The 25,722-nt window shown below is 69.3% G+C and carries 27 protein-coding genes; 18 read left to right on the forward strand and 9 right to left on the reverse strand.

Annotated elements, in window-relative coordinates; all coding sequences use genetic code 11:
* Nucleotides 1–320: IS5/IS1182 family transposase (locus BU28_RS0113770; protein ID WP_028720002.1), on the forward strand; the 320-nt coding region annotated here is incomplete at its 5' end.
* A gap of 9 nt (nt 321–329) precedes the next feature.
* Here BU28_RS0113770 and BU28_RS0113775 read toward each other — a convergent pair.
* Entirely contained in the window at nt 330–2,231 is a 1,902-nt protein-coding gene (locus BU28_RS0113775; RefSeq protein WP_028720003.1) for a potassium transporter Kup, read from the reverse strand.
* A gap of 194 nt (nt 2,232–2,425) precedes the next feature.
* On the opposite strand from BU28_RS0113775, the gene BU28_RS0113780 reads away from it, so the two are divergent.
* Nucleotides 2,426–3,907 (forward strand): DUF4118 domain-containing protein, encoded by a 1,482-nt coding sequence (locus BU28_RS0113780; protein WP_233145055.1) that lies wholly within the window; start codon nt 2,426–2,428, stop codon nt 3,905–3,907.
* A complete protein-coding gene (locus tag BU28_RS0113785; RefSeq protein WP_028720005.1) occupies nt 3,904–4,584 on the forward strand; it encodes a response regulator in 681 nt (226 codons plus the stop codon). The genes BU28_RS0113780 and BU28_RS0113785 overlap by 4 nt, the downstream gene beginning before the upstream one ends.
* On the opposite strand, the gene BU28_RS0113790 is transcribed toward BU28_RS0113785, so the two are convergent.
* Nucleotides 4,581–5,600, reverse strand: a complete 1,020-nt coding sequence (locus BU28_RS0113790) for an LLM class flavin-dependent oxidoreductase (protein ID WP_028720006.1) — start codon at nt 5,598–5,600, stop codon at nt 4,581–4,583. The two genes, BU28_RS0113785 and BU28_RS0113790, sit on opposite strands and share 4 nt — an antisense overlap.
* On the reverse strand, nt 5,597–6,526 hold the full coding sequence (locus tag BU28_RS0113795; RefSeq protein WP_028720007.1) for a LysR family transcriptional regulator: 930 nt from the start codon (nt 6,524–6,526) through the stop codon (nt 5,597–5,599). The genes BU28_RS0113790 and BU28_RS0113795 overlap by 4 nt, the downstream gene beginning before the upstream one ends.
* Before the next feature lie 136 nt (nt 6,527–6,662).
* Here BU28_RS0113795 and BU28_RS0113800 point away from each other — a divergent pair, with 136 nt between their 5' ends.
* A complete protein-coding gene (locus BU28_RS0113800; protein WP_028720008.1) occupies nt 6,663–7,604 on the forward strand; it encodes a ring-cleaving dioxygenase in 942 nt (313 codons plus the stop codon).
* Between the two features lie 33 nt (nt 7,605–7,637).
* Here the strand turns inward: BU28_RS0113800 and BU28_RS0113805 are convergent, their stop codons facing one another.
* Nucleotides 7,638–8,369 carry a gamma-glutamylcyclotransferase gene (locus BU28_RS0113805; protein WP_198944998.1) on the reverse strand — a complete coding sequence of 244 codons (732 nt, stop codon included), beginning with the start codon at nt 8,367–8,369 and terminating at the stop codon, nt 7,638–7,640.
* Between the two features lie 207 nt (nt 8,370–8,576).
* On the opposite strand from BU28_RS0113805, the gene BU28_RS23055 reads away from it, so the two are divergent.
* Nucleotides 8,577–10,205, forward strand: coding sequence for a hypothetical protein (locus BU28_RS23055; RefSeq protein WP_051578199.1), 1,629 nt, complete (start codon nt 8,577–8,579; stop codon nt 10,203–10,205).
* A gap of 168 nt (nt 10,206–10,373) precedes the next feature.
* On the opposite strand, the gene BU28_RS0113815 is transcribed toward BU28_RS23055, so the two are convergent.
* From BU28_RS0113815 to trpA, 3 genes are all read right to left on the reverse strand, one after another.
* Nucleotides 10,374–11,909 (reverse strand): VOC family protein, encoded by a 1,536-nt coding sequence (locus BU28_RS0113815; protein ID WP_028720010.1) that lies wholly within the window; start codon nt 11,907–11,909, stop codon nt 10,374–10,376.
* A gap of 10 nt (nt 11,910–11,919) precedes the next feature.
* Nucleotides 11,920–12,537 carry a glutathione S-transferase family protein gene (locus BU28_RS0113820; protein WP_028720011.1) on the reverse strand — a complete coding sequence of 206 codons (618 nt, stop codon included), beginning with the start codon at nt 12,535–12,537 and terminating at the stop codon, nt 11,920–11,922.
* A gap of 111 nt (nt 12,538–12,648) precedes the next feature.
* Nucleotides 12,649–13,446, reverse strand: coding sequence for a tryptophan synthase subunit alpha (gene trpA, locus BU28_RS0113825; RefSeq protein ID WP_028720012.1), 798 nt, complete (start codon nt 13,444–13,446; stop codon nt 12,649–12,651).
* 129 nt (nt 13,447–13,575) lie between these two features.
* Here trpA and ychF point away from each other — a divergent pair, with 129 nt between their 5' ends.
* From ychF to BU28_RS0113840, 3 genes are all read left to right on the forward strand, one after another.
* The gene (gene ychF / locus BU28_RS0113830; protein ID WP_028720013.1) at nt 13,576–14,673 is read left to right on the forward strand and encodes a redox-regulated ATPase YchF; all 1,098 of its coding nucleotides are present in this window, start codon (nt 13,576–13,578) and stop codon (nt 14,671–14,673) included.
* A 138-nt stretch (nt 14,674–14,811) separates the two neighbouring features.
* Complete coding sequence (locus BU28_RS0113835; protein WP_028720014.1) at nt 14,812–15,324, forward strand: c-type cytochrome, methanol metabolism-related; 513 nt, start codon at nt 14,812–14,814, stop codon at nt 15,322–15,324.
* Nucleotides 15,324–16,154 carry a substrate-binding domain-containing protein gene (locus tag BU28_RS0113840; protein ID WP_036762947.1) on the forward strand — a complete coding sequence of 277 codons (831 nt, stop codon included), beginning with the start codon at nt 15,324–15,326 and terminating at the stop codon, nt 16,152–16,154. The genes BU28_RS0113835 and BU28_RS0113840 overlap by 1 nt, the downstream gene beginning before the upstream one ends.
* Before the next feature lie 13 nt (nt 16,155–16,167).
* Here BU28_RS0113840 and BU28_RS0113845 read toward each other — a convergent pair whose 3' ends face one another.
* Nucleotides 16,168–17,091 carry a YncE family protein gene (locus BU28_RS0113845; protein ID WP_028720016.1) on the reverse strand — a complete coding sequence of 308 codons (924 nt, stop codon included), beginning with the start codon at nt 17,089–17,091 and terminating at the stop codon, nt 16,168–16,170.
* Nucleotides 17,088–17,615, reverse strand: coding sequence for an SRPBCC family protein (locus BU28_RS0113850; RefSeq protein ID WP_028720017.1), 528 nt, complete (start codon nt 17,613–17,615; stop codon nt 17,088–17,090). The genes BU28_RS0113845 and BU28_RS0113850 overlap by 4 nt, the downstream gene beginning before the upstream one ends.
* A 174-nt stretch (nt 17,616–17,789) precedes the next feature.
* Between BU28_RS0113850 and BU28_RS0113855 the strand changes: the two genes are divergently transcribed.
* Genes BU28_RS0113855 through BU28_RS0113900 form a run of 10 tightly spaced genes read left to right on the forward strand, consistent with a single transcriptional unit; the run spans nt 17,790 to nt 25,721 of the window.
* Entirely contained in the window at nt 17,790–18,995 is a 1,206-nt protein-coding gene (locus BU28_RS0113855; protein WP_081791386.1) for an ABC transporter substrate-binding protein, read from the forward strand.
* On the forward strand, nt 18,992–19,957 hold the full coding sequence (locus BU28_RS0113860) for a YVTN family beta-propeller repeat protein (protein ID WP_028720019.1): 966 nt from the start codon (nt 18,992–18,994) through the stop codon (nt 19,955–19,957). The genes BU28_RS0113855 and BU28_RS0113860 overlap by 4 nt, the downstream gene beginning before the upstream one ends.
* Before the next feature lie 12 nt (nt 19,958–19,969).
* Nucleotides 19,970–20,401, forward strand: coding sequence for a cupredoxin domain-containing protein (locus tag BU28_RS0113865; RefSeq protein WP_028720020.1), 432 nt, complete (start codon nt 19,970–19,972; stop codon nt 20,399–20,401).
* 14 nt (nt 20,402–20,415) lie between these two features.
* On the forward strand, nt 20,416–20,667 hold the full coding sequence (locus tag BU28_RS0113870) for a hypothetical protein (protein WP_028720021.1): 252 nt from the start codon (nt 20,416–20,418) through the stop codon (nt 20,665–20,667).
* Nucleotides 20,664–21,425: an ATP-binding cassette domain-containing protein gene (locus BU28_RS0113875; RefSeq protein ID WP_036762950.1), complete on the forward strand. Its 762-nt coding sequence runs from the start codon at nt 20,664–20,666 to the stop codon at nt 21,423–21,425. The genes BU28_RS0113870 and BU28_RS0113875 overlap by 4 nt, the downstream gene beginning before the upstream one ends.
* Nucleotides 21,422–22,222: an ABC transporter permease gene (locus BU28_RS0113880; RefSeq protein WP_028720023.1), complete on the forward strand. Its 801-nt coding sequence runs from the start codon at nt 21,422–21,424 to the stop codon at nt 22,220–22,222. Before BU28_RS0113875 ends, BU28_RS0113880 begins: the two co-directional genes overlap by 4 nt.
* Nucleotides 22,223–22,224: 2 nt before the next feature.
* The gene (locus BU28_RS0113885) at nt 22,225–22,827 is read left to right on the forward strand and encodes a hypothetical protein (RefSeq protein ID WP_028720024.1); all 603 of its coding nucleotides are present in this window, start codon (nt 22,225–22,227) and stop codon (nt 22,825–22,827) included.
* 37 nt (nt 22,828–22,864) lie between these two features.
* On the forward strand, nt 22,865–24,373 hold the full coding sequence (locus BU28_RS24225) for a sensor histidine kinase (RefSeq protein WP_051578200.1): 1,509 nt from the start codon (nt 22,865–22,867) through the stop codon (nt 24,371–24,373).
* Nucleotides 24,373–25,065 carry a response regulator transcription factor gene (locus tag BU28_RS0113895; protein WP_036762952.1) on the forward strand — a complete coding sequence of 231 codons (693 nt, stop codon included), beginning with the start codon at nt 24,373–24,375 and terminating at the stop codon, nt 25,063–25,065. Before BU28_RS24225 ends, BU28_RS0113895 begins: the two co-directional genes overlap by 1 nt.
* Entirely contained in the window at nt 25,062–25,721 is a 660-nt protein-coding gene (locus BU28_RS0113900; protein ID WP_028720026.1) for a hypothetical protein, read from the forward strand. Before BU28_RS0113895 ends, BU28_RS0113900 begins: the two co-directional genes overlap by 4 nt.
* Nucleotide 25,722: the final 1 nt, after the last annotated feature.

Raw genomic sequence — 25,722 nt, forward strand, 5'->3', positions numbered from 1 at the left:
AGACCTCCGACTGCATCGGCGCGCGGGCGCTGCTGTCCTCGATCCCCTCGGCCGGGGCGTTGCTTGCAGACCGGGGCCATGACGCCGACTGGTTCCGCAACGCGCTGATCGAGAGGGGCATTTCGCCGTGCATCCCCTCCCGCACCGGCCGCAAGGCCCCGATCCCGCACGACGCCAGCATCTATCGCCTGCGTCACCGGATCGAGAACATGTTCGCACACCTCAAGGATTGGCGGCGGATCGCAATCCGATACGACCGCTGCCCGATCCTGTTCCTCTCAGCCTGCGCTCTCGCCGCAACCGTCATCTATGGGTTGTGAGCCCTGAATCTAGATGTTCATCTGGGTGCCGATTTCCACCACGCGGCCGGCCGGGATGCGGAAATAATCCGAGGCCCCGGCCGCGTTGCGGGCCAGCGCGATGAACAGCTTGCCCTGCCAGCCCGGCACGCGCGAGCGGGTCGAGATGCGGATGCGGCGGCGCGACAGGATGAACGAGGTCGCCATGATGTCGAATTTCCACCCCTGCTTGCGGCATTGCAGCAGAGCCTGAGGCACGTCGGGGTCCTCGGCATAGCCGTAAAGCAGGGTGACGCGGCGGAAGCGGTCGTTGATGTCCTCGATCCGCACGCGGTCGCGGATGGGCACGCGCGGCACCTCGGCCGTCTGGATCGTCAGGATGACGTTCTGTTCGTGCAGCGCCTTGAAGTGCTTGAGGCTGTGCAGCATGGCTGCCGGCGTCAGGTCCGGGTTCGAGGTCAGGAACACGGCCGTCCCCGGCACGGTGCCGATCGAGGCCGATTTCTCGATCTGGCCCAGCAGCGTGTCCAGCGGCAGCTCGGCCTCGCGGTCCTTGCGGGCGATGATGGCGCTGCCGCGGATCCAGCTGGCCATGACGATCAGCATGATGCCGGCGATGCCCAGGGGGACGAAGCCGCCCTCGGCCACCTTGATCAGGTTCGCGCCCAGGAAGGTCAGGTCCAGCGCCAGAAAGGGCAGCATCATGCCCACCGACAGCCACAGCGGCAGCTTCCAGTGCTTGCGCGCCACGATCATCGCCAGGGTGGCCGTGATGACCATGGTGCCCGTGACGCTGATCCCGTAGGCCGAGGCAAGGCTGGAGGAGGAGCCGAAGCCCACGACCAGCGCCAGCACGGCGAACATCAGCCACTGGTTGACACCCGGCAGATAGATCTGGCCCTGGTGCTGGTCCGAGGTGTGGCGGATCTTCATGCGCGGCAGCATGTGCAGCTGCACCGCCTGCTGGGTCAGGGAAAAGGCGCCGGTGATGACGGCCTGGCTGGCGATGATGGTGGCCAGCGTCGCCAGCACCACCACCGGCAGCAGCGCCCAGGCCGGGAACAGCAGGAAGAAGGGGTTCTCGATCGCCTCGGGGCGCGACAGGACCAGCGCGCCCTGGCCGAAATAGGTCAGCAGCAGCGCGGGGAAGGCCACGAACAGCCAGGCGAGCTGGATCGGCCTTTTGCCGAAATGGCCCATGTCGGCATAAAGCGCCTCGGCCCCGGTGACGGCAAGGAACACCGCGCCCAGCACGATCAGCCCCAGCTTGCCGTTTTCCAGGACGAAGCGCAGGGCGTGGACCGGGTTGATCGCCGACAGCACCTCGGGGTCCTGCATCATCCAATGCGTCCCCGCTGCCGCCATGACCAGGAACCAGACCAGGGTGATCGGGCCGAAGAACCGGGCCACGGCCTCGGTGCCCCGGTTCTGGACCAGGAACAGCACCACGATGATGGCGATGGCGATGGGCTCGATGAAGGGCTCGACCTCGGGTGTGACCAGCTTGAGCCCCTCGACCGCCGAGAGGACCGAGATCGCGGGCGTGATCGCGGCGTCGCCGTAAAACAGCGCGGCGCCCACCATGCCCAGGATCAGGATGGCGCGGTTCGGTCGGCCCATGGCGCGCTGCGCCAGGGCCAGCAGCGACAGGGTGCCGCCCTCGCCCTCGTTGTCGGCGCGCAGAAGGATCAGGACGTATTTCACCGTCACGATCAGGATCAGCGCCCAGACGATCAGCGACAGGACGCCCAGCACGTCCTCGCGCAGGACCTGGCCGTGGCGGGCGCCTGCGGCCAGCATCGCCTCGCGGAAGGCGTAAAGCGGCGAGGTGCCGATGTCGCCATAGACCACGCCGATGGCGGCCAGCGACAGCGGCAACAGCCCCGGGCGATGCGCGGTCGTGTCCTCGGCATGGGTGTCCAGACTGGCCATGTGATCCATCCTTGGAACCGGGTCCTTCCCCGGCAAGGGCGCAGGATGCCGCGAGGCGGCGTAAAGGTTCGAGGGGGATTTCGCCCCGCCGCGTAAGGAATTCGTAAAGACGGTGGACAAGCGGCCCGGCTTGCCGCCAGATCGCGGGCATGGACCGCATGGAGCCGCCCCGCCTGCCGGAGGATCGCTACCGGATGACCGCGCCCACCCTGGGAGGGTTCGCGGGGGCGGCGGCCATCCTGATGGCGGCGGCGGTGATCGTCGGTTCGGCCCGCCATGTGCTGCCCGAATCGGTCGCGATCCTGCTGTTCCTGACGGCGGTGCTGATCTCGGCCGCGGGCTTCGGCTTCTGGGTCGGGATCATCAGCGCGGTGGGGGCGCTGGCCGGCTTCAACTTCATGTATGTCGAGCCGCATTTCACGCTGCACATCGCCCGGCCCCAGGACATCATCAAGCTGGGCATCTTCCTGCTGGCGGCGGCGATCACGGGGCTGATCTCGGGGCGGCTGCGCGAGCAGGTGGACGCGGCGCAGGGCCGGGCCGCCGCGCTGGAGGTGCTGTCGCGCGTCTCGACCGACCTGGCGCTGGCCGGATCGCAGGCCGAGGTGGCCAGGGTCGCCGTGCGCCACCTGAACGCCCTGGCGCACGGGCCCGCCGTGGCCCTGGCCCCGGTCGGGGGCCAGCTGCGCCTGATCGCGGCCGAGCCGCAGGACTATCTGCCCGAGGCGAGCGAGCTTGAGGCCGCGGACGTGGCCTTCCGGCGCGGCCGGCCCGAATTCGCCTCGGCCCAGGGCTGGAGCGGGTCGCGGCTGACCTTCTATCCGGTGGGGACGGGTGGGCCGGGGCATGGCCCGGTGCTGGGCCATGCCCGCATCCCGCAGGACCAGCGCGACCACGGCTGGCGCGAACAGGCCATCGAGGTGATCCTGCGCCAGACCGGCCAGGCCCTGCAGCGCCTGGCCCTGACCGAGGAGGCCGAGGCCGAGCGCCGCCGCGCCACCAGCGAGGAAATGCGCGCTGCCCTGCTGGCCTCGCTGTCCCACGACCTGCGCACGCCCCTGGCGACGATCCTGGGATCGGTGACCACGCTGCGCGAACTGGGCGGAACGCTGTCGCCTTCGGCCCGGACCGACCTGCTGGCCGCCATCGAGGAGGAGGCCGAGCGGCTGGCCCGCTATGTCGAGAAGCTGTTGCAGCTGACGCGGCTGCAATCGGGGATGGAGGTCAACATGGCCTGGGTGGATGCCGGCGACGCGGCCCAGGCCGCCGTCGCGCGCGCCCGCCGGTCCTGGCCCCAGGCCCGGATCGAGGCCGAGGTCCCGCCCCTGCCGATGCTGCGGGCCGAGGCCGGGCTGCTGGAACAGGCGATCTTCAACCTGATCGAGAACGCGGTGAAATACGCGCCCGGCCCGATCCGGGTGTCGGCCGGGGTGCAGCCGGATGGCTGGCTGGCCCTGTCGGTCGCGGACCAGGGGCCGGGCCTGCCCGGGCCGGTGGCGGAATGGCTGGCCTCGGACGCGATGGCGCGGCCGCCGCAGGGCGCGGGGCTGGGCCTGCCGATCAGCAAGGGCATCGCCGCCGCGCTGGGGGGCCGGCTTGTCGCCCGGCGCGGTCCCGGCGGTGCCGGGGCGGTGATCGAGATCCTGTTGCCGGTGCCGCCGGCGCGCGGCGCATGACCCGGCAGACGGTCCTGATCGTCGACGACGAGCCCCAGATCCAGCGGTTCCTGGGCCACGCGCTGACGGCCGCCGGCTATGACACGCTGTCGGCCGCGAACGGGCACGAGGCCCTGGCGCTGGCCGACAGCCAGGACCCCGACCTGATGATCCTGGACCTGGGCCTGCCCGACATGAATGGCAAGGAGGTGATCGAGCGGCTGCGGCTGCGGTCCGACATGCCGGTGATCGTCCTGTCGGCCCATGACCAGGAGATGGAAAAGATCATGGCGCTGGACCTGGGCGCCGACGACTTCGTCCCCAAGCCCTTCGGCATCGGCGAGTTGCTGGCCCGGCTGCGGGTCAGCCTGCGCCCGCGCCGCGCCGCCCGGCCCGAGGCGATCCGCCAGGACGGGCTGGTCATCGACCTGGACGCCCACCAGGTCAGCCGCGACGGCGAGGTGCTGCGCCTGACCCCCAAGGAATTCGACCTGATGGTCGCGCTGGCGCTGAACGCCGGCCGGGTGATGACGCACCGCAAGCTGCTGGGCCAGGTCTGGGGGCCGGCGCATGTGGACGATGTGCCCTATCTGCGGGTCTTCATCGGCCAGCTGCGCCAGAAGCTGGAACGCGACCCGGCCCGGCCGGAACTGATCCTGACCGAGCCGGGTGTCGGCTATCGCTGGGCCCAGCCCTAGCGCCAGCCAAGCGCCGGGGCGACGTGTTTCAGGATGCTTTCCAGCACATGGGCGTTGTAGTCGACGCCCAGCTGGTTCGGCACGGTCAGCAGCAGGGTGTCGGCCTCGGCGATGCCTTCGTCGGTGCGCAGTTCCTCGATCAGCTTGTCCGGCTCGGCCGCATAGCCCCGGCCAAAGATCGAGCGGGTCTGCTCGATGAAGCCGACCTGGTCCTGTTCCTTGCCGCCGCGGCCGAAATACATCCGGTCCATGTCGTTCATCAGCGGAAAGATCGAGCGGCTGACCGAGACGCGGGGCTGGCGTTCGTGGCCGACCTCGGCCCAGGCCTCGCGATAGGCGCGGATCTGCTCGGCCTGCTGGACGTGGAAGGGCTTGCCGTTCTCGTCGTCCTTCAGCGTCGAGCTTTGCAGGTTCATGCCCATCTGCGCCGCCCAGCGGGCGGTGGCGTTCGACCCCGCGCCCCACCAGATGCGGTCGCGCAGGCCCGGGCTGTAAGGCTCCAGCCGCAGCATCCCGGGCGGGTTCGGAAACATCGGGCGCGGGTTCGGCTCGGCAAAGCCGTGGCCCTGGATGACGTTCAGGAACACCTCGGCGTGGCGCCGCGCCATGTCGGCGTCGCTTTCGCCCTCGGCCGGCTGATAGCCGAAATGCCGCCAGCCGTCGATCACCTGCTCGGGCGAGCCGCGCGAGATTCCAAGCTGCAGCCGCCCGCCAGAGATCAGGTCGGCGCTGCCGGCGTCCTCGGCCATGTACAGCGGGTTTTCATAGCGCATGTCGATGACGGCGGTGCCGATCTCAATGGTCCTGGTGCGCGTGCCGACCGCCGCCAGCAGCGGAAAGGGCGAGCCGAGCTGGCGGGCAAAGTGATGCACCCGGAAATAGGCGCCGTCCGCGCCCAGTTCCTCGGCAGCGATGGCCAGGTCGATGGATTGCAGCAGCGTGTCCTGGGCGCTGCGGGTGGCCGAGCCACGGTCGGGCGACCAGTGGCCAAAGGACAGGAAACCGATTTTCTTCATGAGCTTTCCTCGGGCGCGCCCTGCCAGGGCGGCGTCTTCAGTTCGGCCGCCAGGTGGTCGATGAACCGGCGCAGCTTGGCGGGCATGGGGGATACGGGGGGCCAGACGGCGACGATGGGCATCCGGCGGGCCGGATAGCCGGGCAGCACGCGTTCCAGCGTGCCCTGGGCCAGCGCGGGGGCGGCGATGAAGCCGGGCAGCATCGCCAGCCCCAGGCCCTGGATCGCCATGCAACGGATCGCCTCGCCATTGTTCAGCGACATCCGGCCGGTGACCAGGGGCGAGACGAAACGGTCGCGGTCCTGGAACTGCCAGAGCTGGCTGTTCGGCATATGGCTGTAGCCGATCACCGGATGGTCGCGCAGGTCGGCCAAGGTCCGCGGGCGGCCGTGGCGGTCCAGATAGGCGGGGCTGGCGACCGCCAGGCTTTCGTCCTCGCACAGCTTCCTTTGCATCAGGGCCTTGTCGCGCATCTTGCCGATGCGGATGCCGACGTCGAAGCCCTCGCGCGCCAGGTCGCGGGTGCGGTCGTCGTAATCGACGGTGATTTCCAGATCGGGGTTGGCCTCGGCAAAGCGGGCGATGATCGGGCCCAGGTGCAACACGCCGAAGCTCATCGGCGCGGCGATGGACAGGCTGCCGCGCAGGGGCGTCAGGCCATCCATGTCCCAGGCCGTCGCCTCGGCCGCGGCGACCAGTTCGGTCAGCGCGGGGCGCAGCCGTTCGGCCAGGCGCTGCGCCGCCTCGGTGGGCGTGATGCGGCCCGCGTTGCGGCGGAACAGGGCAGCGCCCAGCGTGGTTTCCAGATCGGCTATGCGCTTGCTGACCACAGATTTCGACAGGTTCAGCCGCGCCGCGGCGGCGGTCACGGTGCCCAGTTCCATCACCGTCAGGAAGGTTTCGAGGTCGTCGAGATCGTAGCGCATGGCCCCAAGATAGGGCGCCCGGGAACCCGCCGGAAGCCCCTGATGTTCGGCTGGACCGAACGCGAGGTTCGCATCCGCCGCGCTGGCGGAAACGGCCCGGGTGCCCAGATTGGTCGCAACGAAAGGAGGAGCCATCATGCAGCTCACCGGAATACACCATCTGACGGCGATCACCGCCAAGGCGTCCCAGAACAAGCGGTTTTATACCGACACGCTGGGCCTGCGCCTGGTCAAGAAGACCGTGAACCAGGACGATACCAGCGCCTATCACCTGTTCTATGCCGACGGGCTCGCCTCGCCCGGCACCGACCTGACCTTCTTTGACTGGCCAGCGGCGCGCGAACGGCGCGGCACCCGCTCGATCAGCCGCACCGGGCTGCGGATCGGCAAGGACAGCTTCGACTTCTGGGCCGGCCGGCTGAACGACGCGGGGCTGACGGTCGGAACCGTGGGTCAGCTCGATGGCCGCACCAGCCTGGATTTCGAGGATCCCGAGGGCCAGCGTTTCCGCCTGACCGAGGACGACAGCACTGCGGCGAACCCCTGGGCGAAATCGCCCGTGCCGGCGGATCACCAGATCCACGGACTGGGGCCGATCACCATCTCGGTTCCCGACCTTGCCCCGACCGAAGCGGTGCTGACCCAGGTCATGGCCATGCGCAGGGCCCGCGACTATGCCAGCCCCGACGGGCAGGGCACCGTCCATGTCTTTGAGATGGGCGCGGGCGGCCCGGCGGCGGAACTGCATGTGGCGGTCCAGCCCGACCTGCCGGTGGCCCGCCAGGGTGCGGGCGGCGTACACCACGTCGCCTTCCGGGTGCCCGATCATCCGACGATCCACCAATGGGCCGAGCGGCTCAAGCAGATGCGGGTGCCGAGTTCGGGCGAGGTCGAGCGCTACTATTTCCGCTCGCTTTACTTCCGCGAACCCGGCGGCAACCTGTTCGAGATCGCGACCGACGATCCGGGATTTGCCGTGGACGAACCGCTGGACGCCCTGGGCGAACGCCTGTCGCTGCCCCCCTTCCTGGAAGGCCGGCGCGACCAGATCGAGGCCGGGCTGAAGCCGCTGGACTGAACGAACGCAGGGCCGCCGGACCGACCGGCGGCCCTATTCCGCGGCCTGGCAGGTCCGGTGCAGCCGTTCGATCTCTGCCGCGACCAGCTTTTGCAGGTGCCACAGGTTGCGGTCGTGGATGCCGAACTCCTCGAGATGGCGGACGGTGTTGAACAGGTATTCCGCGCAGGACCCCACCGGCCCGCAGGCCGGGGCCAGGATGCCCGCCACCTGCTCCAGCGGCAGCCGGCTGAGGATGCGCGGCCCGTGCGGTCCGGCCCAGAACACCATGACCCGGCGTGGCCCCTCGGCCGTGCGGACCCGGATCCAGCGCACCATGTCGCGGTTTTCGCGGAAGCGGATCTCGCGCCGCAGCATGCGGCGGATCTGGTCCAGCCGGTCCTCGGCCCGCACGCGATAGATCACCCCGTCGCAGCGTCCGCCGCGTTCCAGCGCCATCATCAGCCCCATGTGCTGGGGCGAGCCGCGCCAGCGGTGCATCTTGAGGCAGAACGAACGGTGCCAGCCATAGGCGCTGGCGCGGCAATGATCCTCGGCGTCGAAATCGGGCTTCCAGATCAGCGAGCCATAGGCAAAGACCCACAGCGGGTCCGCGCCGCACTGGCGGTCGTAGTCCTGCGCCAGGGCGTCCAGCTCGGCCTCGGTCATCTCGGTCCAGCCGGGTTCGTGGCCAAGGTCCGGTTCCGGGCGCAGGGTCAGGGCGACCAGTTCGGGTGTCAGCGTCATCCGCCGCCGGCCGGGTCCGTGGTCTGCTGGGCGCGTCATCGTCGAATTCGTCCTGGATCGGGTCGTCCGGGGCAGCAGGGCCCCGCCCCCAAAGGGAAGGTCATGCGCGCCCCGGTTTCAACCCTTTTCGCGCGTTTTCGCCCCTCACATTCCTGCGCTGCGGCGGAAACGGTCATTCCCGGCCTTGCGGGGCCCGCATCGGCTGGGGCAGCCTTGAACGCACGGTCTTTCCTGCACGAGGCGCCCATGACCCTTCCCGGCACGCTGACCAACCCGCCGCTGGCCGTGGGACTGGCCGGGCTTCTGGACTGGAGCACGGCCCAGCCCCTGCTGGACCATTTCAAGCTGGCACGACCCTGGACCGGGACCGTGGGCGGCCGGTTCGGCGCGCTGTCCTTCGACGATCTGCGCGCGCAGGGGGTCATCGACCCGCAGGGCTGGCCGCTGGCCGTGCCCGAGGGGGTCGAGGCGGTCTCGACGGTGCTTCTGACGGAACTGCACGCGGGCGCTCAGGACCTGGCCGGGCGCTACCTGCTGACCTGGCGGGGCGAGGGCGAGATCGCGCTGAAGGGCGCCACCGCGCAGGCGCCGCAGGACGGCGGCATCGCCTTCGATTTCCGGCCCGACCCCCAGCGCGCGCTGGGGCTGGACATCACCCGGATCACGCGCGGGCCGATCCGCGACATCCGCGTGGTGCAGCTGGACAACCTGTCCCGCCATCGCGACGGGCAGCTGTTTCGCCGCGAATGGCTGGACCGGGTGCGCAACTATCGCCTGCTGCGCTTCATGGACTGGATGTTCACCAACAACTCGGTCCAGGCGGAATGGGCCGACCGGCCGCGCCCCGAGGATGCCTTCTATACCTGGCGCGGCGCCCCGGTCGAGGTCATGGTCGCGGCGCTGAACGAGGTCGGGGCGGACGGCTGGTTCTGCGTCCCGCACCTGGCCTCGGCCGACTGGCTGCGGCGCTTTGCGACGGTGGTGCGCGACGGGCTGAGCCCGGGGCTGCGCGCCTGGTACGAATATTCGAACGAGATGTGGAACATGCAGTTCGGCCAGACGCAATGGGCCATCGAACAGGCGCGCGGGCTGTGGCCCGCGCAGGGCGACGGGTTCATGCAGCTTTATGCCGCGCGGTCCGTCGCCATGGCCGAGGAACTGGACCGCATCCACGCCGCCGATCCGGGACGCTGCGTCAAGGTGATCTCGACCCACACCCATTGGCTGGGGCTTGAGGGGGCGGCGCTGGACGCCCCGGACTGGCGCGCCGACCATCCGCTGAAGCCCCCGCCCTACCGGCATTTCGACGCCTATGCCGTCTCGGGCTATTTCGACGGCGGCATCGACCGCGCAGAGAACGTGCCCGCGATCCGCGCGTTGCTGGAACAGGGCGAAGCCGCCGCCCGCACGGCGCTGCGCGACCAGATGCTGCACGGCGGCTGGCCCGAAAGCGGGCGGACCATCGCCAGCCTGCGCCAGACCTGGGATTACCACGCCGAGATCGCCCGCCGCCGCGGCCTTGCCCTGGTCATGTACGAGGGCGGCAGTCATATCACGCCCCCGGCCCCGGCGCTGGCCGATCCGGCGCTGGCCGAATTCTACCAGCGTTTCAACTATTCGGCCGAGATGGGGCAGGTCTATACCGCCGCGCTGGACGAATGGGCCGCCGCAGGGGGCAGTCAATTCAACCAATTCGTGGAATGCGACCGGCCCAGCCCCTTCGGTTACTGGGGTCTGCAGCGCCACCTGGGCGACGAAAATCCCCGCTGGGAAGCGGTCGACACCTGGAATCGCGGCCATCAGGGCCAGGACGGCCGGGGCGGGTCGGATTTCGTCGGAGGATACGAAACGGACAATAACTCATCCGGAGGTTGACTGTCGGGCGAGCGAAAACACGCTCGCCCGAATTGTAATATCGTCAACACTCAACTAGTTACGGCAAAAAACATGCTACCGCTTAACCACATGCACCGTATGCACCATGTTCGCGGAATGCGGTAGTTGACCTTTTGGACAGTTCGCCTTCCCTGATGCGTTTTGACGTTACGTCGTTTCGGCAGACAGCCACTTTCGCGCCTGTACAAGGTCATCCTGCGACAGTTCGTGGCCGGCCGGCAGCCTTTGCACCGCAAGATCGGCGCCGCCCTGGCGTAGCGCGCTTTCCAACGCCGGGGCCATGCGCCCGAACATGTCGCGCGCGCCCGTCAGCATCAGCACGTGGCTGCCCGCAAGCGCGTCGGGGGCAAGCTCGGGCGGGGCCTCCAGCGCCTGGACGGCACGCAGCAGAATCGCCCGTCCGATCACGCCGGGATGCAGTTGCAGGATCGCACCCAGAAGATTCGCGCCGTTGGAATAGCCCAGAAAGACCAGCCGCTGCCGGTCCAGCCCATAGGCCCGCACCGCCTCGTCGATGAAGGCGGCAAAGGCCTCGGCCTCGGCACGGATGTCGGCCTGGTCATAGGTCACCGCGTCGAAGCGGCGGAACCAGCGGTTGATCCCCTCCTCGGTCGAGCGGCCGCGCACACCCAGGGCCGTGGCGCGGGGCGCCAGTCGGGCGGCAAGCGGCATCAGGTCCGATTCGTTGCCGCCGGTCCCGTGCAGCAGGACGATGGTGCTGCCGTCGGGATCGTCGGGCCGGTGAAAGCGGTGGATGAAGTGAAGTTCGCGCATCGGGGTCCTTTCCTCGCCCGGCAGAGCGAATTGCGGCAGCATCACGCGCAGATCCCGCGCGCGCGCTGCGTCATGGGGCGGGACGAACAGCGTCCGGCCCAGGTCCTCGGGCGCCTCGTCCAGGGTGAACCCGGGCCCGTCGGTCGCATATTCCAGCAGCGTGCCGGCCGGTTCGCGGACATAGAGCGACCGGAAATACCTGCGGTCGTGGACATGGGTCACGTCGCTGCCCGCCAGGGCGGACTGCATGGCATCGACCGCATCCGCGTCCGGGGCGCGGAACGCCACATGGTCCAGGACGCCGGTGCCCGGAATGCCGGGGAAAAAGCCGCCGGCATCGCGGATATCGACGGCATCGCTGTCCGAAACCAGCCGCGTGATCGCCCCGTGCACCCCTTCGATGCGATAGCCGAAGCGGGCCAGGAAGGCGGCGGTCCCGGCGGGGTCCTCGCTCCAGACCGTGACGCCGCGCAGTCGGGTCGGCGCGACCGGATCGGCCAGCGGCGCGGCGGCGGGCAGGTCCGCGCCCACCAGCTTGACGATCACCCCGTCGGGGTCCTTCAGGCGCAGGACCGTCTCGCCCATCTCGCGGCTGGGGCCTTCGACGGGGATATGGGCGGACATCGCGCGGGTCAGCCAGTCGCCGATGCTTGCGGGCGGCACGGCCAGGGCGATCTCGGTCACCTGGCCATGGCCCACGCGGCCCGGCGCGCCATCCTCCCAGACCAGGAAGGTGACGAGCGAGCCGGGCGAGCCCAGCGCGTCGCCATAGAACAGGTGCAGCTGCTCGGCATCCTCGAAGCCGGCCGTGCGCTTGACCAGGCGAAGGCCCAGGAAGCCGGCGTAGAAATCGACATTGGCCTGGACCCGGCGGGTGATGCCGGTGACGTGATGGATGCCGCTGGGCATGGCTTGCTCCTTATTCGCCCTCTTCGCGGGCCAGGACGCGTTGCACGGCGGGGTCCGCCGCGATCCGGTCGTGCAGGGCCTGGACGTTCGGCCAGGCCTGGATCCCCTCGGGCAGCAGGTTCGCGGCCCAGCGGATCATGGGGAAGGCATAGGCATCGACGACCGAGCGGCGGCCCAGGATGAAGTCGCGCCCGTCCAGCTGCGCGTCCAGCAGCTTCAGCCGCTTGCGCACCAGCTTGCGCCCGGCCTCTTGCACTGCGTCGCGGGCGGCGGGGTCGGCGCTGGTCGTATAGCGCTGAGGCATGAAGATCGGGTAGAAGCTGGGGTGCAGGTCGCCGGTGAAGAAGCTGGACCAGCGGTCAAGTTCGGCCGCGGCCCGCGCATCGTCGCCGCCCGCCAGATCGGCCTGCGGGTGCTTGCGGGCCAGATAGTGCAGGATCGCGCCGCATTGGGTCAGGGTCCAGCCGTCGTCCTCGATCAGGACGGGCACTGCGCCGGCGGGGTTGGCGGCCAGCAGGTCGCGGTCGCCGAATTCGACCGCCTGTTCCTCATAGGGCGCGCCGATCCATTCCAGCACGACATGGGGCGCAAGCGAACAGGCGCCGGTGTGGTAAATCAGCTTGGGCATGGGATCCTTCCTCCGTCACGCGTCCAACATAGCCGGCCGCCGCGTTTTCCCAAGCGCGTGGCGCGGGAACGCGGCGTTCGGCCAAGGCGAACGCATGGAGGGCGGAGCGGTTCAGCCGCCGTGGGCGCCGCGTGCAAGGTCGGCGACGAAATCCAGCACCTCGGGCACTGGCCGGCCTTCGCCGATCTGCTTGACGATGGCGCTGCCGACGACGCAGCCATCGGCCACGCCCGCCACCGCCTGCGCCGCATCGGGGGTCGAGATGCCGAAGCCCACCACGACGGGCAGGCCGGCCGCCGCGCGGATGCGGGCAACCTCGGGCGCGACCTCGGCCGCGTCGGCCGCCGGGCCGCCGGTGATGCCGGTGACGCTGACGTAATAGACGAAGCCGCTGGTGTTCTTCACCACCGCCGGCAGGCGGCGGTCGTCGGTCGTGGGCGTCGCCAGCCGGATGAAGTTGATGCCGGCCTCGCGCGCGGGAAGGCACAGCTCGGCGTCCTCCTCGGGCGGAAGGTCGACGACGATCAGCCCGTCGATCCCCGCCTCCGACGCCTCGGCCAGAAAGCGGGTCACCCCGCCGTCGCGGGCATAGATCGGGTTGTAATAGCCCATCAGCACGATGGGCGTGCGCCGGTCCTCGGCGCGGAACGCCCGCACCATGTCCAGCACGCGGCTGACGCTGCCGCCCGCCGCCAGCGCGCGCTGGCCGGCGGCCTGGATCGTGGCACCGTCCGCCATCGGGTCGGTGAAGGGCATCCCCAGTTCGATGATGTCAACCCCAGCGCCCGGCAGGCCGCGCATGATCTGCAGCGCGGTGTCATAGTCCGGGTCGCAGCCCATCATGTAGGCGACAAAGGCCTTGCCGCCGGTCTCGGCCAGCCGCGCGAAGGTGTCGTCGATTCTGCTCATGCGCCCCGTCCCCCTGATGGTCGGCCAAAGCCCTATCGCGGGACAGGGGGCAAGATCAACGCCCGGCACTGGACTTGCGCGTCACCGGCCCATAAAAGGCGCGCAAATCCGGGCAAAAAGGGGTGCATCATGGGCTTTCGCATGGGGATCGTCGGCTTGCCGAACGTGGGCAAGTCGACGCTGTTCAACGCGCTGACGAAAACCGCCGCCGCCCAGGCCGCGAATTTCCCGTTCTGCACCATCGAACCCAACGTGGGCGAGGTCGCGGTGCCCGACCCGCGCCTGGACACCTTGGCCCAGATCGCCGGGTCCAAGCAGATCATCCCGACCCGCATCACCTTCGTGGACATCGCCGGCCTGGTCAAAGGCGCCAGCAAGGGCGAGGGCCTGGGCAACCAGTTCCTGGCCAACATCCGCGAGGTGGACGCCATCGCCCATGTGCTGCGCTGCTTCGAGGACGGCGACGTCACCCATGTCGAGGGCCGCGTCGATCCCATCGCCGACGCCGAGACCATCGAGACCGAATTGATGATCGCCGACCTGGAGTCGGTCGAGCGCCGGCTGGCCAACATCGCCCGCAAGCTGAAGGGCGGCGACAAGGACGCGCTGGCGCAGGAAAAACTGCTGAAGGCCGCGCAGGCGGCGCTGGAATCGGGCAAGCCCGCCCGCACCGTCGCGGTGGCCGAGGACGAGCGCCGCGCCTGGGACATGCTGCAGCTTTTGACCGCCAAGCCCGTCCTGTTCGTCTGCAACGTCGAGGAGGACAAGGCCGCGACCGGCAACGCCCAGTCCGACCGCGTGGCCGAGATGGCGCAGGCGCAGGGCGCCGGCCATGTGGTGATTTCCGCCAAGATCGAGGAGGAGATCAGCCAGCTGCCCCCCGAGGAGGCCGCCATGTTCCTTGAGGAGATGGGCCTGCACGAAGCGGGCCTGGATCGCCTGATCCGCGAGGGCTACAAGCTTCTGGGGCTTGAGACCTATTTCACCGTCGGCCCCAAGGAGGCCCGCGCCTGGACCATCCACAAGGGCACGCTGGCCCCGGCCGCGGCGGGCGTCATCCACGGCGATTTCGAACGCGGCTTCATCCGCGCCGAAACCGTCGCCTATGACGATTACGTTACCTACAAGGGCGAGGCCGGCGCGCGCGAGGCCGGCAAGTTCCGGGTCGAGGGCAAGTCCTATGTCGTCAAGGACGGCGACGTGCTGCACTTCCTGTTCAACGCCTGATCCAGCGCCTGCAGGGCTTTTTTCCCGGCGCCCCGGCGAGTTTCGCCGCGGGCGCCGCCGTCATTCCGCAAGACTTAAGTTTGATTGGTGTTGTGCCGGAATGTGCATAGTATCCCGCCAACGGGAGGAAAAAATACCATGAAAGCAGCCGTGCCCTTGCTGGCATTCGCCACGTTCTTTGCCACAGCCGCCCTGGCCCAGGACAAGCCGAACGTCGAAGCCGTCAATACCGATGGCGTCCGCTGGTTCAACTCGGACGAGACGCCCACCTACAAGATCGCCGAGGACGGCACGATCGACTGGCCGACGTTTTCGGGCTATCGCCGCTATCACGCGGAATGCCACGTCTGCCACGGCCCCGACGGCGAGGGGTCGAGCTATGCCCCCGCGCTGAAGAACTCGGCCCTGCGCATGGACTATTACGACTTCTATGCGGTGGTCGCGGACGGGCGCCAGAAGGTGGGCCAGGCCGAAAACCAGGTGATGCCGGCCTTTGGCGCGAACCCGAACGTCATGTGCTATCTGGACGACATCTATACCTATCTGCGCGCCCGCGGCACCGACGCCGTGCCGCGCGGCCGGCCCGCCAAGAAAGAGGCCAAGTCCGAAGCCTATGCCGAGGCCGAGAAAAGCTGCATGGGGGGCAGTTGATGCGCCCTGCCCTTGCGGCGGTGGTGATGCTGGCGCTGGCCCCGCTTGCGGCCCCGGCGGCGCGGGCGCAGGTGGCGGACCTGGTCGATCACACCGCCTTCCGGGTCTGCGCGGACCCGGCGAACCTGCCGCTGTCGTCGCAGGACGGCACCGGGTTCGAAAACCGCATCGCTGACCTTTTTGCGGCCAAGCTGGGTGTGCCGGTGCAATACACCTGGTTCCCGCAGGTCATCGGCTTTGTGCGCCAGACGCTGGGCGCGGGCAAATGCGACGTGGTGATCGGCTTTGCCCAGGGCGACGAGCTGGTCCTGAACACGAACCACTACTATACCTCGACCCATGTGCTGGTGGTGCGGGCGGATGGCGATCTGACGGGGGTCGATCACCTGTCGGACCCCGCGCTCAAGGGGCGCAAGATCGGCGTGGTGGCGGGCGCGCCGCCCGCGACCCATGTGGCCCGCCTGGGGCTGATGAAGGATGCCAAGCCCTATGACCTGATGACCGACCGCCGGGTGGAAAACCCCGCCGGCGACATGCTGCACGATGTCGAGACCGGGGCGACCGACGCCGCGCTGATGTGGGGACCGATCGCGGGGCCTCTGGCCAAGGACAACCCCAAGCTCAAGGTCATCCCGCTGCTCAGGGAAACGACGACGCCGCGGCTGTTCTTTCGCATCACCATGGGCGTCCGGCCTGGCGAGGATGTCTGGAAGCGCGAGTTGAACAGCATGATCCGGCGCAACCAGGGTGAAATCGACGCCATCCTGCGCGATGCCGGCGTGCCGCTGGTGGACGATTACGGCAAGCAGCTGAAACCCGTCGCGCCCTGAGGCTTACGGGGCCTTACGGGCGGCCGATGAACTGGCCGAAGGCGCGCGGCCCCTCGGGCATGTCCAGCGTCTCGACCACCGCCATGCCGGCGGGGTCGATCGCCTGCACCGTGTCGGAAAACCAGTTGGCGACCAGAATGCGGTTCCCGTCCGCCGTGGCGGCGATGCCTTCGGGGTATTCGTCCGTCTCGATCCGGCCAAGGACGGACAGGCTGGCTTCGTCGAACACCGTGACGCTGGCGTCGTACTGGTTCGTGACAAAGCCCCGCCCGGCCGCAAAGGCCACGGCATAGGGCCGCTCGCCCGTGGCGATGGTCGCGACGACCCGGTCGGCTTCCAGGTCGATCACGCTGACGCTGTCGGACAGGACATTGGTGACAAAGGCCCGGCCGCCCCGAAGGGTGACGCCGAAGGGGTGATGGCCGACCGCGACCCGCACCACGCCCCCCGGCCGGATGATCGTCACGCTGTCCGCGTCGCGGTCGGCGGTGACGATGACCCCCCGCCCCGCCGCGACGCCCGAGGGCGTGGCCCCGGTCGCCCAGCGGCGCAGCGCGCGGCCGTCCGCCGGGTCGATCTCGCGCAGGGCGCCGCCCCAATCCGTCACCAGGGCGTGCCCGCTGGCCGGGTCCACCGCCAGGCCGAAGGGCGCCCCGCCCAGCCCATGCGCGGCCTGTTCGCGGCCGGACAGGTCCAGCACATGCAGCCGCCCATCCTCGACCGAGATCGCCATGATCCGCCCGCGCGGCCCGTCGACGGCCACGGCCGCCGGCTTGCCCGGCAGCGGCACCGAACCGATCAGCCGCATCCCGTCGGTGTCGATCAGGCTGAGCATCCCCGCGTTCTGCGAGGTGACGGCCGCGATGTCGGCCAGGCCGGGCGTTCCCAGCAGCAGGGCCAGGGCAGCGGCCCGGCACCCCGCCGCCAGTCCGCTCATTCCGCCTTGCCGAAACGTTCGACCAGCGCGTCGATGCCCTTCTGGTGCGCCGCCTCGACCGAGGCCGCCGAGGCTTCGTCGTTCTGGTCGGCGGGCGGGTTGTTGTTGGGATAGGCCCGATAGAACGCGCCCTTCCAGTCCAGCAGCGTCTTGCCGCCCTGGTCCTTCAGCGTGATGTGCGAGGCATAGTTGGTCGCCTTGACGGCCTCGAGATTGTCCTCGGTGAAGCGGACCGAAATGGCGTGGCGTTCGTCGTCGCGCTTCAGCAGCTCCTCGTGCAGGACCTGGCCGTCCTCCATGGTGCGCACGCGGGTCGCGCCCTTGTCGTTGCCGGTCGCCTCGACCTTGGCGACGCCGGGATACCAGCTCATGTCCGTGAAATCGCCGACGACGGCCCAGACCTCGTCGGGAGATGCGTTCAGCGTCACGCTTTGATCGGTTTTCAGCCGCGAGGGGCCGTGCGCCTCGGCCGCCCCCGTCATGGCGGCCAGCCCCACCGCCAAGGCCATCGCAAGCTGTCGCATCGTGCAGTCCTTCCTGTTCCATTTGACAGGGCCGAGATGAAACCCCCGGCGGGCCCGGGACAATCATCCTTAGGTATGGCTTTGGAAAGGAAGCTTATTATTTATCTTTTATTAGGGGATAATCCTTTGCGAACAAGGCGGGTCGTGCATCATCCGGTATGGGAGGAGATGACAATGCACCAGATCCGCTGGCCCGCCTTGGCGGGGCTTCTTCTTTGCACGGCCACCGCCATGCCCGCCTGGGCCGAGGTGGAATACCGCGCCGCCGTGCTGCGCGTCGATGCGCCCGCAGGGCCGCTGCCGATCTCGCGGCTGGACCTCAAGCCCGACGACCTGGGCTTTGCGGGGGCCGAACTCGGCACCGCCGACAATGCCACCACCGGCAGCTTCATGGGGCAAAGCTTCACGACCCAGACCGTCGCCGCCACGCCCGACACGGCCGAGGCCGAGTTGACGAAGCTGCTGGACGCGGGCGTGCCCTATATCGTGGTCATGGCCGATGCGCCGACCGTCGTGCGGCTGGCCGATCTGGCGGGCGACCGGGCGCTGATCTTCAATGCGACCGCGACCGACGACAGCCTGCGGGCGGCCGACTGCCGGGCGAACCTGCTGCATGTGGCCCCGTCCGATGCGATGCTGGCGGATGCGCTGGCGCAATACCTGGTCTGGAAGAAATGGACCGACTGGTTCCTGATCGAAGGCAGCCACCCCGAGGATCAGGCCCTGGCCGCCGCCTATCGCCGCGCCGCCGAGAAGTTCGGCGCCCGGATCGTCGAGGAGCGCGTCTATGAGGACACCGGCGGCGCCCGGCGCACCGACAGCGGCCATGTCCAGGTGCAAAAGCAGATGCCGGTCTTTACCCAGCGCGCCGCCGATCATGACGTCGTGGTCGCCGCCGACCGGGCCGGGGTCTTTGCCGACTGGCTGCCCTATCACACCTGGGACGCGCGGCCGGTGACGGGCTCGGCCGGGCTGGTCCCGGAAAGCTGGCATCCCGCGCAAGAGGCCTGGGGCGGCACCCAGTTCCAGAGCCGTTTCGAGAAACTGGCGAACCGCCCCGCCCGGCCCGAGGATTACCAGGTCTGGATGGCGCTGCGCGTCATCGGCGAGGCCGCGACCCGCACCAAGGGCGGCGACGACAAGGCCGTGCATGACTTCATCCTGTCACCGAACTTCGACCTGGCCGCGTTCAAGGGACAAAAGCTCAGCTTCCGCGACTGGGACGGGCAGCTGCGCCAACCCGTGCTGCTGGCGGCCGATCGGGTCGTCGCCTCGGTCAGCCCGCAGGACGAATTCCTGCACCAGGTCAGCCAGCTGGACACGCTGGGCATCGACCGGACCGAATCCGAATGCCGACGTCAACAGGGAGGTAAGGAATGAGAACTGCCGTTCTGGGCTGCCTGGCCGCGCTGTGCGCCGGTCCGGCCCTGGCCGACAAGATCTTCGTGTCGAACGAAAAAGGCAACACGATCAGCGTTCTGGATGCCACCAGCCTTGAGGTGATCCACACCATCGAAGGCATGCAGCGGCCGCGCGGCATCACCGCCTCGCCCGATGGCAAGCACATCTATGTCTGCGCCTCGGACGACAACCTGGTCAGGGTCTACGACGCCGCCACCTATGAGGAACTGCCCTCGCTGCCGTCCGGACCGGACCCCGAACTGTTCGTGCTGCACCCGTCCGGGAACCCGCTGTTCATCGCGAATGAGGACGACAACATCGTCACCGTGGTCGACGTGAACACCCGCCAGGTCCTGGCCGAGGTTCCCGTGGGGGTCGAGCCCGAGGGCATGGGCGTCAGCCCGGACGGCAAGATCGTGGTCAATACGTCCGAAACGACGAACATGGCCCATATGATCGACACCTCGAGCTATGAGATCGTGGCGAACGTGCTGGTCGACTCGCGCCCCCGCTTTGCCGAATACACGCCGGACGGCAAATTGCTGTTCGTCACGGCCGAGATCGGCGGCACGGTCAGCGTGATCGACACCGCCACGAACGAGGTCACGAAGAAGATCACCTTCGAGGTGCCGGGCGTGCTGCCCGAGGCGCTGCAGCCCGTGGGCTTGCGGGTGACGGCGGACGGGACCAAGGCCTATGTGGCGCTTGGGCCGGCGAACCGGGTGGCGGTGCTGGATCTGGCCAGCCTCGAGGTCAAGGATTACCTGCTGGTGGGGCAGCGGGTCTGGCAGCTGGCCTTCTCGCCCGACGGCAAGTTCCTCTACACGACGAACGGCAATTCCAACGACATCTCGGTCATCGACACGGCGACCGACGAGGTGACCGTCTCGGTCCCGGTGGGCGAACAGCCCTGGGGGGTCGTTGCGGTGAAATCCGACTGAAGGGAGGCGAAGATGAAGGCATGGATCCTGGCCGCGGCGCTGATGGCCGCAGGCACGGCGGGGGCGCAGCAGTTCGATTACGGCTTTGCGGGGCTGATGGGCAAGGCGAACCGGGTCGAACTGGCGCCGCTGACGCTGGGCTCGGGCAAGCCGGTGGCGGAAAAGCCCTATGACCTGAAATCGGGCGCCTATTACAAGATGAAGATCGTGGCCGACGGCTCGGCGGAACTGGCGCTGTCGGGCGGCGATTTCTTCCGCGCCGTCTGGATCAACGAGATCGTCATCAACAACATCGAGGTGCGCCCCATGGGCGTCCATTCGCTGGAATTCGACGCCGCCGGCGAGGCCGAGATCAGCTTCATCGCGATCACGCCCGGCACCTTCGAACTGGCCATTCCCGGATCGCACGGGGACAGCCAGAAAGCCGTCTTCAACATCCGCTGACCCAGGGAGAGACCATGAAACGCATCCTGCTTGCCTCGACGCTGATCGCCTTCGGCGCCCCGGCCTTTGCCGACACCGATCCGACCGCCGACCAGGTCGCCAAGATCGACGAGGCGCTGGCCGCCATGACCTGCGAGGTCGATGCCGACAATATCGACGTCGAGAACGACGGCAGCTTCGATCTGGACGACGTGATCTGCGCTGATGGGCAATATGACATCAAGCTGAACGCCGATTTCACCGAAAAAGAGCGGCGCAAGGAATGATCCTGCCCACGGGCGCGGGGGACCTTCCCCCCGCGCTTGACATCCAGGGCGTGAGCCACCGCTTTGGCACCGTCGAGGCGCTGCGCGACGTCAGCTTCACGGTCCGGCCGGGCAGCTTCTGCGCGCTGCTGGGGATCAACGGCGCGGGAAAGACCACGCTGTTCTCGCTGGTCACGCGGCTTTACGATTCGACCTCGGGCCGGATCGCCGTGGCGGGCTTCGACGCTCGGCGCCAGCCCGGCCGGGCGCTGTCGCGGCTGGGCGTGGTGTTCCAGTCCCGCGCCCTGGACAGCGACCTGACGCTGCGCCAGAACCTGGCCTATCACGCGGCGCTGCACGGCATCCGCCGCCGCGACGCCCTGCCCCGCATCGCCGAGGTGCTGGCGCTGGTCGACCTGTCCGACAAGGCCGGCGCCCGCGCCTCGACCCTGTCGGGCGGCCAGCAGCGCCGGGCCGAGATCGCCCGCGCCCTGCTGCACCGCCCCCAGCTTTTGCTGCTGGACGAGGCGACGGCGGGCCTGGACCTGCGCGCCCGGGCCGAGGTGCTGGCCCTGACCCGCCGCCTGATCGCCGAGGAGGGCGTCTCGGCGCTTTGGGCCACGCATATCTTCGACGAGATCACGCCGCAGGATCATGTCGTGCTGCTGCATCGCGGCCGGGTGCTGGCCGACGCGCCCGCCGCCGAGCTGATGGACGGGGACACCCTGCCCGCCGCCTTCCTGCGCCTGACCGGCACCGATGCGGAGATCCTGGCATGAAGGGCTGGACCACTGCCTTCGGCGGCATCGTGCGGCGCGAGTTCCTGCGCTTTACCCGCCAGCGGGAACGGTTCCTGGCCGCGCTGGTCCGGCCGCTGGTCTGGCTGTTCATCTTTGCGGCCGGCTTCCGCTCGGTCCTGGGGCTCTCGATCACGCCGCCCTATCGCACCTATGTCCTTTACGAGGTCTATGTCACCCCCGGCCTGTGCGGCATGATCCTGCTGTTTTCCGGGATGCAGTCGTCGCTGTCGATGGTCTACGACCGTGAGACGGGGGCCATGCGCAGCCTGCTGGTCAGCCCCTATCCGCGCTGGTTCCTGCTGGGGTCCAAGCTGGTCGCCTCGGTCATGGTGGCGGTGATGCAGGTCTATGCCTTCCTGCTGATCGCCTGGCTCTGGGGCATCCGCCCGCCGTGGCACGGCTATCTGACGGTGCTGCCGGCGCTGGTGCTGGCGGGGGTGATGCTGGGGTCCCTGGGCTTGCTGATCTCCTCGGCGATCCGGCAGCTTGAGAATTTCGCCGGGGTGATGAACTTCGTCATCTTCCCGATGTTCTTTGCCTCGACCGCGCTTTATCCGCTGTGGCGGATGCGCGAATCCAGCACGCTTCTGCACGACATCTGCGCGCTGAACCCGTTCACCCATGCGGTCGAACTGATCCGCTTCGCGCTTTACGGCCAAGTCGAGCCGGTGTCGCTGGCCGTCACGCTGGGCTGCATCCTGGTCTTTTTCGGGGGGACCGTCTTCATGTATGATCCGGCCAAGGGCCTGTGGCGCGGCCGCAAGGGAGGGGTGTGACGATGCGCAGCATTCTGTCGGGGGTGATCCTGTCGGCCTTGGCCGTCACGGCAGGCCATGCGGCGGGCCCGGTCGATCCCGACTGGCCCTGCGTCCAGCGCCGCCAGCCCGCGCTGTCGGTCGGCCAGATCTGGGGCGGCCCGCCGCCCGACGACGCCGCGCAGGCGCATATCGAGGATCCGGACGTGCAGCAGCTGGCCCAGGTCATCGCGCTGCGCCGCACCCCCTTGCCCGAGGCCGAGGGCCTGGTGCGCGACTTTGCCGGCGCCCATGACGCATCGGCGCTGGTCGGGCTGTTCCTGGCGGCCTTTGACCACATCCAGCACCAGCGCAACCGCGTCATGGAGGGCATCACCCGCTATGCCCACAAGCAGGAGGCGCTGGAGGTCCGGATCGAGGACCTGCGCCATGAATTCGCGCGGCTCGATCAGGCCGAGCCCAAGGATTTCGACGCGCTCGACAAGATCGAGGAACAGATCGACTGGTCCACCCGCATCTTCCAGGACCGCCAGCAGTCGCTGACCTATGTCTGCGAAACGCCGGTGGTGCTGGAACAGCGCGCCTTTGCCCTGGGCCGGATCATCGCGGCCCAGGTGCCGCGCTGACCGCTTGGCCGCCCGCCTTCCGCCCCGGCCGAGCCGCATGACCTGCCGTCCCAGCCTGCGGTTCCGGCTGTGGCTGGGCGCCCTGCTGCTGGCGGGGCTGGCGGTGACGGCGGCGGGGCTGGCCGCCTGGGGCCTGATCCGCACCCAGGCCCATGCGATCGAGGCGATGGCCGCGCAGAACCGGATCGAGGCCTATGGCGCGCTGTCGGCCCGGCTGAACGAATGGCTGCTGGCCTGGGTCGGCGCGCCGGGGATGGTCCCGGGCATGCCCGGTCCCGACAGCCGGCCCGTGGTCCAGGCGCTGGACCGGCTGGACCGGCTGCTGGCCGAGGATGTGAAGGCTGCCCCCGATCCGACCGAAGCCACCGTCCGCGCCCGGCAAAGCATGACCCCGGCCCGGCTGCGCGGCCTGTTCAACCAGTTGGAAAGCACCTTTCGCACCACCCCGCCCGACACGCCCGCCGGACAGGCGGCGCTGGCCTTTCACGCCGCCCAGGCGCCCGGCGCCATCGCCCGGCAGATCGACCACGAAATGCATCGCCGCGAAGCCGCCCTTGTCGCCATGCAATCCTTGCGCCGCCCGCTGCTGACCGGGGCGGCGCTGGTCGCGCTGGCCGCGCCCCTTGTATTGGCCGCGCTGTACCTGCTGGTGCTGGGCCCGCTGTTCCGCCGGCTGCGGCAAGGCACCGCCTTTGCCGCGACGCTCTCGGCCGCCGACCTTCCGCACGGGGCGGGCGGGCACGACGAACTGGGGCTGATGTTCGCCCGCCTGCGCCAGATGGCGGCGCGCATCGACCGCCGCCGCGCCCGGCTGGAGGCGGCGATCGAGGAGCGCACCGCGGCGCTTTCCGCCGCGAACGACCGGCTGGCGCTGATCGACCGCAACCGGCGCCGCTTTTTCGCCGATGTCGGCCACGAGCTGCGCACCCCCCTGACCGTCATCATTGGCGAGGCGGAACTGGGCGAGGCCCATCCCGACCCCGAAGCCCGCGCCGCCTTCCAGACCATCGGCGCCCGCGCCGCCCGCCTGTTCCGCCGGATCGAGGACATGCTGCGCATCGCCCGGTCCGAAAGCGGCCGGCTGGAGCTGGCGGCCGAGCGCGTGGACCTGGGCGCGGCGGTTCGGGGGGCGCTGGCCGACCTTGCCCCGGCGCTGAAGCGGGCGGGCGTCTCGGCGCAGGTCGACCTGCCCCCGCTCGCCGTGCAGGGCGATCCCGACTGGCTGCGCCAGGTCTTTGCCGGCCTGTTCGAGAACGCCGCGAAATACGCCGGCCGGGGCGCCGAGGTCACGGTCTCGGCCCGGGCCGACGGGGGGATGGCCCTGGTCCGGGTCGCCGACACCGGACGCGGCCTGCCCGAGGGCCTGGGCGCGGCGGTGCTGGACCGCTTTACCCGCGACGCCCAGGCGGATCAGGGCGGCGGCTTCGGCGTGGGCCTTGCCCTGGCGCGCTGGGTCGTGGAAACCTTGGGCGGCAGCCTGGTGCTGGCGCCCTCGGCCACGGGCCTTGCGCTGGACCTGCGGCTGCCCCTTTGGGAGGAGGAGTGATGGCGCATATCCTTGTGGTCGAGGACGATCCCGACATCGCCTCGCTGCTGTCGCGGGGCCTGGGCGCGGCGGGGCACCGCGTCGACTGGGCCGACACGGTCGAGGCGGCCGCCGACCGCATCGCGGCCGCCAGCTTCGACGCGGCGATCATCGACATGATGCTGGGCGACGACAGCGGCGCAAGCCTGCTGGCCGACCTGCGCGCGCAGGGCAACCGGATGCCCGCGATCATGCTGTCGGCCTTGGCCCGCGTCGAGGACCGGGCCGAGGGGCTCGAGGCCGGGGCGCAGGATTATGTGGTCAAGCCCTTCCAGCTGTCCGAACTGCTGGCCCGGCTTGAGGTGCAGCTGCACCGCGCGGCCCCCCGGCAGGGGCCGATCGCCCTGGGCCGGCTGGTCTATGACCCCGACACCCGCGCCGCCTCGGCCCTGGGCGGCACCGGCCGCGCGGTCGTCATGACCGAACGCGAGGGCGAGCTGCTGGCCTATCTGATGGCGCGCCCGGGCCAGGTCCTGACCCGGGGCGAACTGTTCGACGCACTCTGGGCCCAGCACGGCGGATCGACCGACAATGTGGTCGACGTCTATCTGGGCTATATCCGGCGCAAGCTGGACAATTTCACACCCTATGGGCTGGCGCTGCGCACCCTGCGCCGGCGCGGCTTTGTCCTGACGCAGGAGATTTCGGAATGAAGGCACCTGTCCTGGCCCTGCTTCTGGGGCTGGCTTTCCCCTTGTCCGCCCTGGCGGGCGGGCTGACCGACCTTCTGATGGCGCCGGGCCTGCTGACCCAGGCCCCGGCGGGGGCGGATGGCGCGATCCTGCGCTATGCCCATGAACGCCGGCTGCCCGCGCCGCGGCAGGCGGACCCTTCGGCGCAGGCGGCGGGGGGCATCCTGCCCACGCGGCCGGTCGAGCGCGGCCAGGCGGTGCTGTCCCTGTCCCAGGACGACAGCCTGCTGGCGCTGAGCCTGTCGGACGACAAGACGCCCGCACATGTGGTGGCCGAGTTCCCGCGCTCGGGTCCCAATCCCATCCTGCTGTTCTTTCTGGAAAACGTGGTGCGCAGCATGGCGACGCAGACCGGCGGCAGCCCCTATTACATCCGCAACCGGATCCGCGACAGCCTGGTGGCCTTGCCCGCCGGGACGGCGCGGGACGGCGTGGCCGAGGTCGCGCTGCAGCCCTTCGCCGGCGACCCCAACGCGCCGCGCATGGGCGAATTCGCCAAGCTGCGGCTGGCGATCCGCTATGACCCCGCCCGGCCCGGCGCCCTGGTCGGGCTGGACGCCGATACCGGCGATGCCGGCGGCTATCACGAGACCCTCGGCCTGATCGCGGAGAAATGAC

Source organism: Paracoccus yeei ATCC BAA-599 (genome assembly GCF_000622145.1).
Classification (GTDB): Bacteria; Pseudomonadota; Alphaproteobacteria; order Rhodobacterales; family Rhodobacteraceae; genus Paracoccus; species Paracoccus yeei.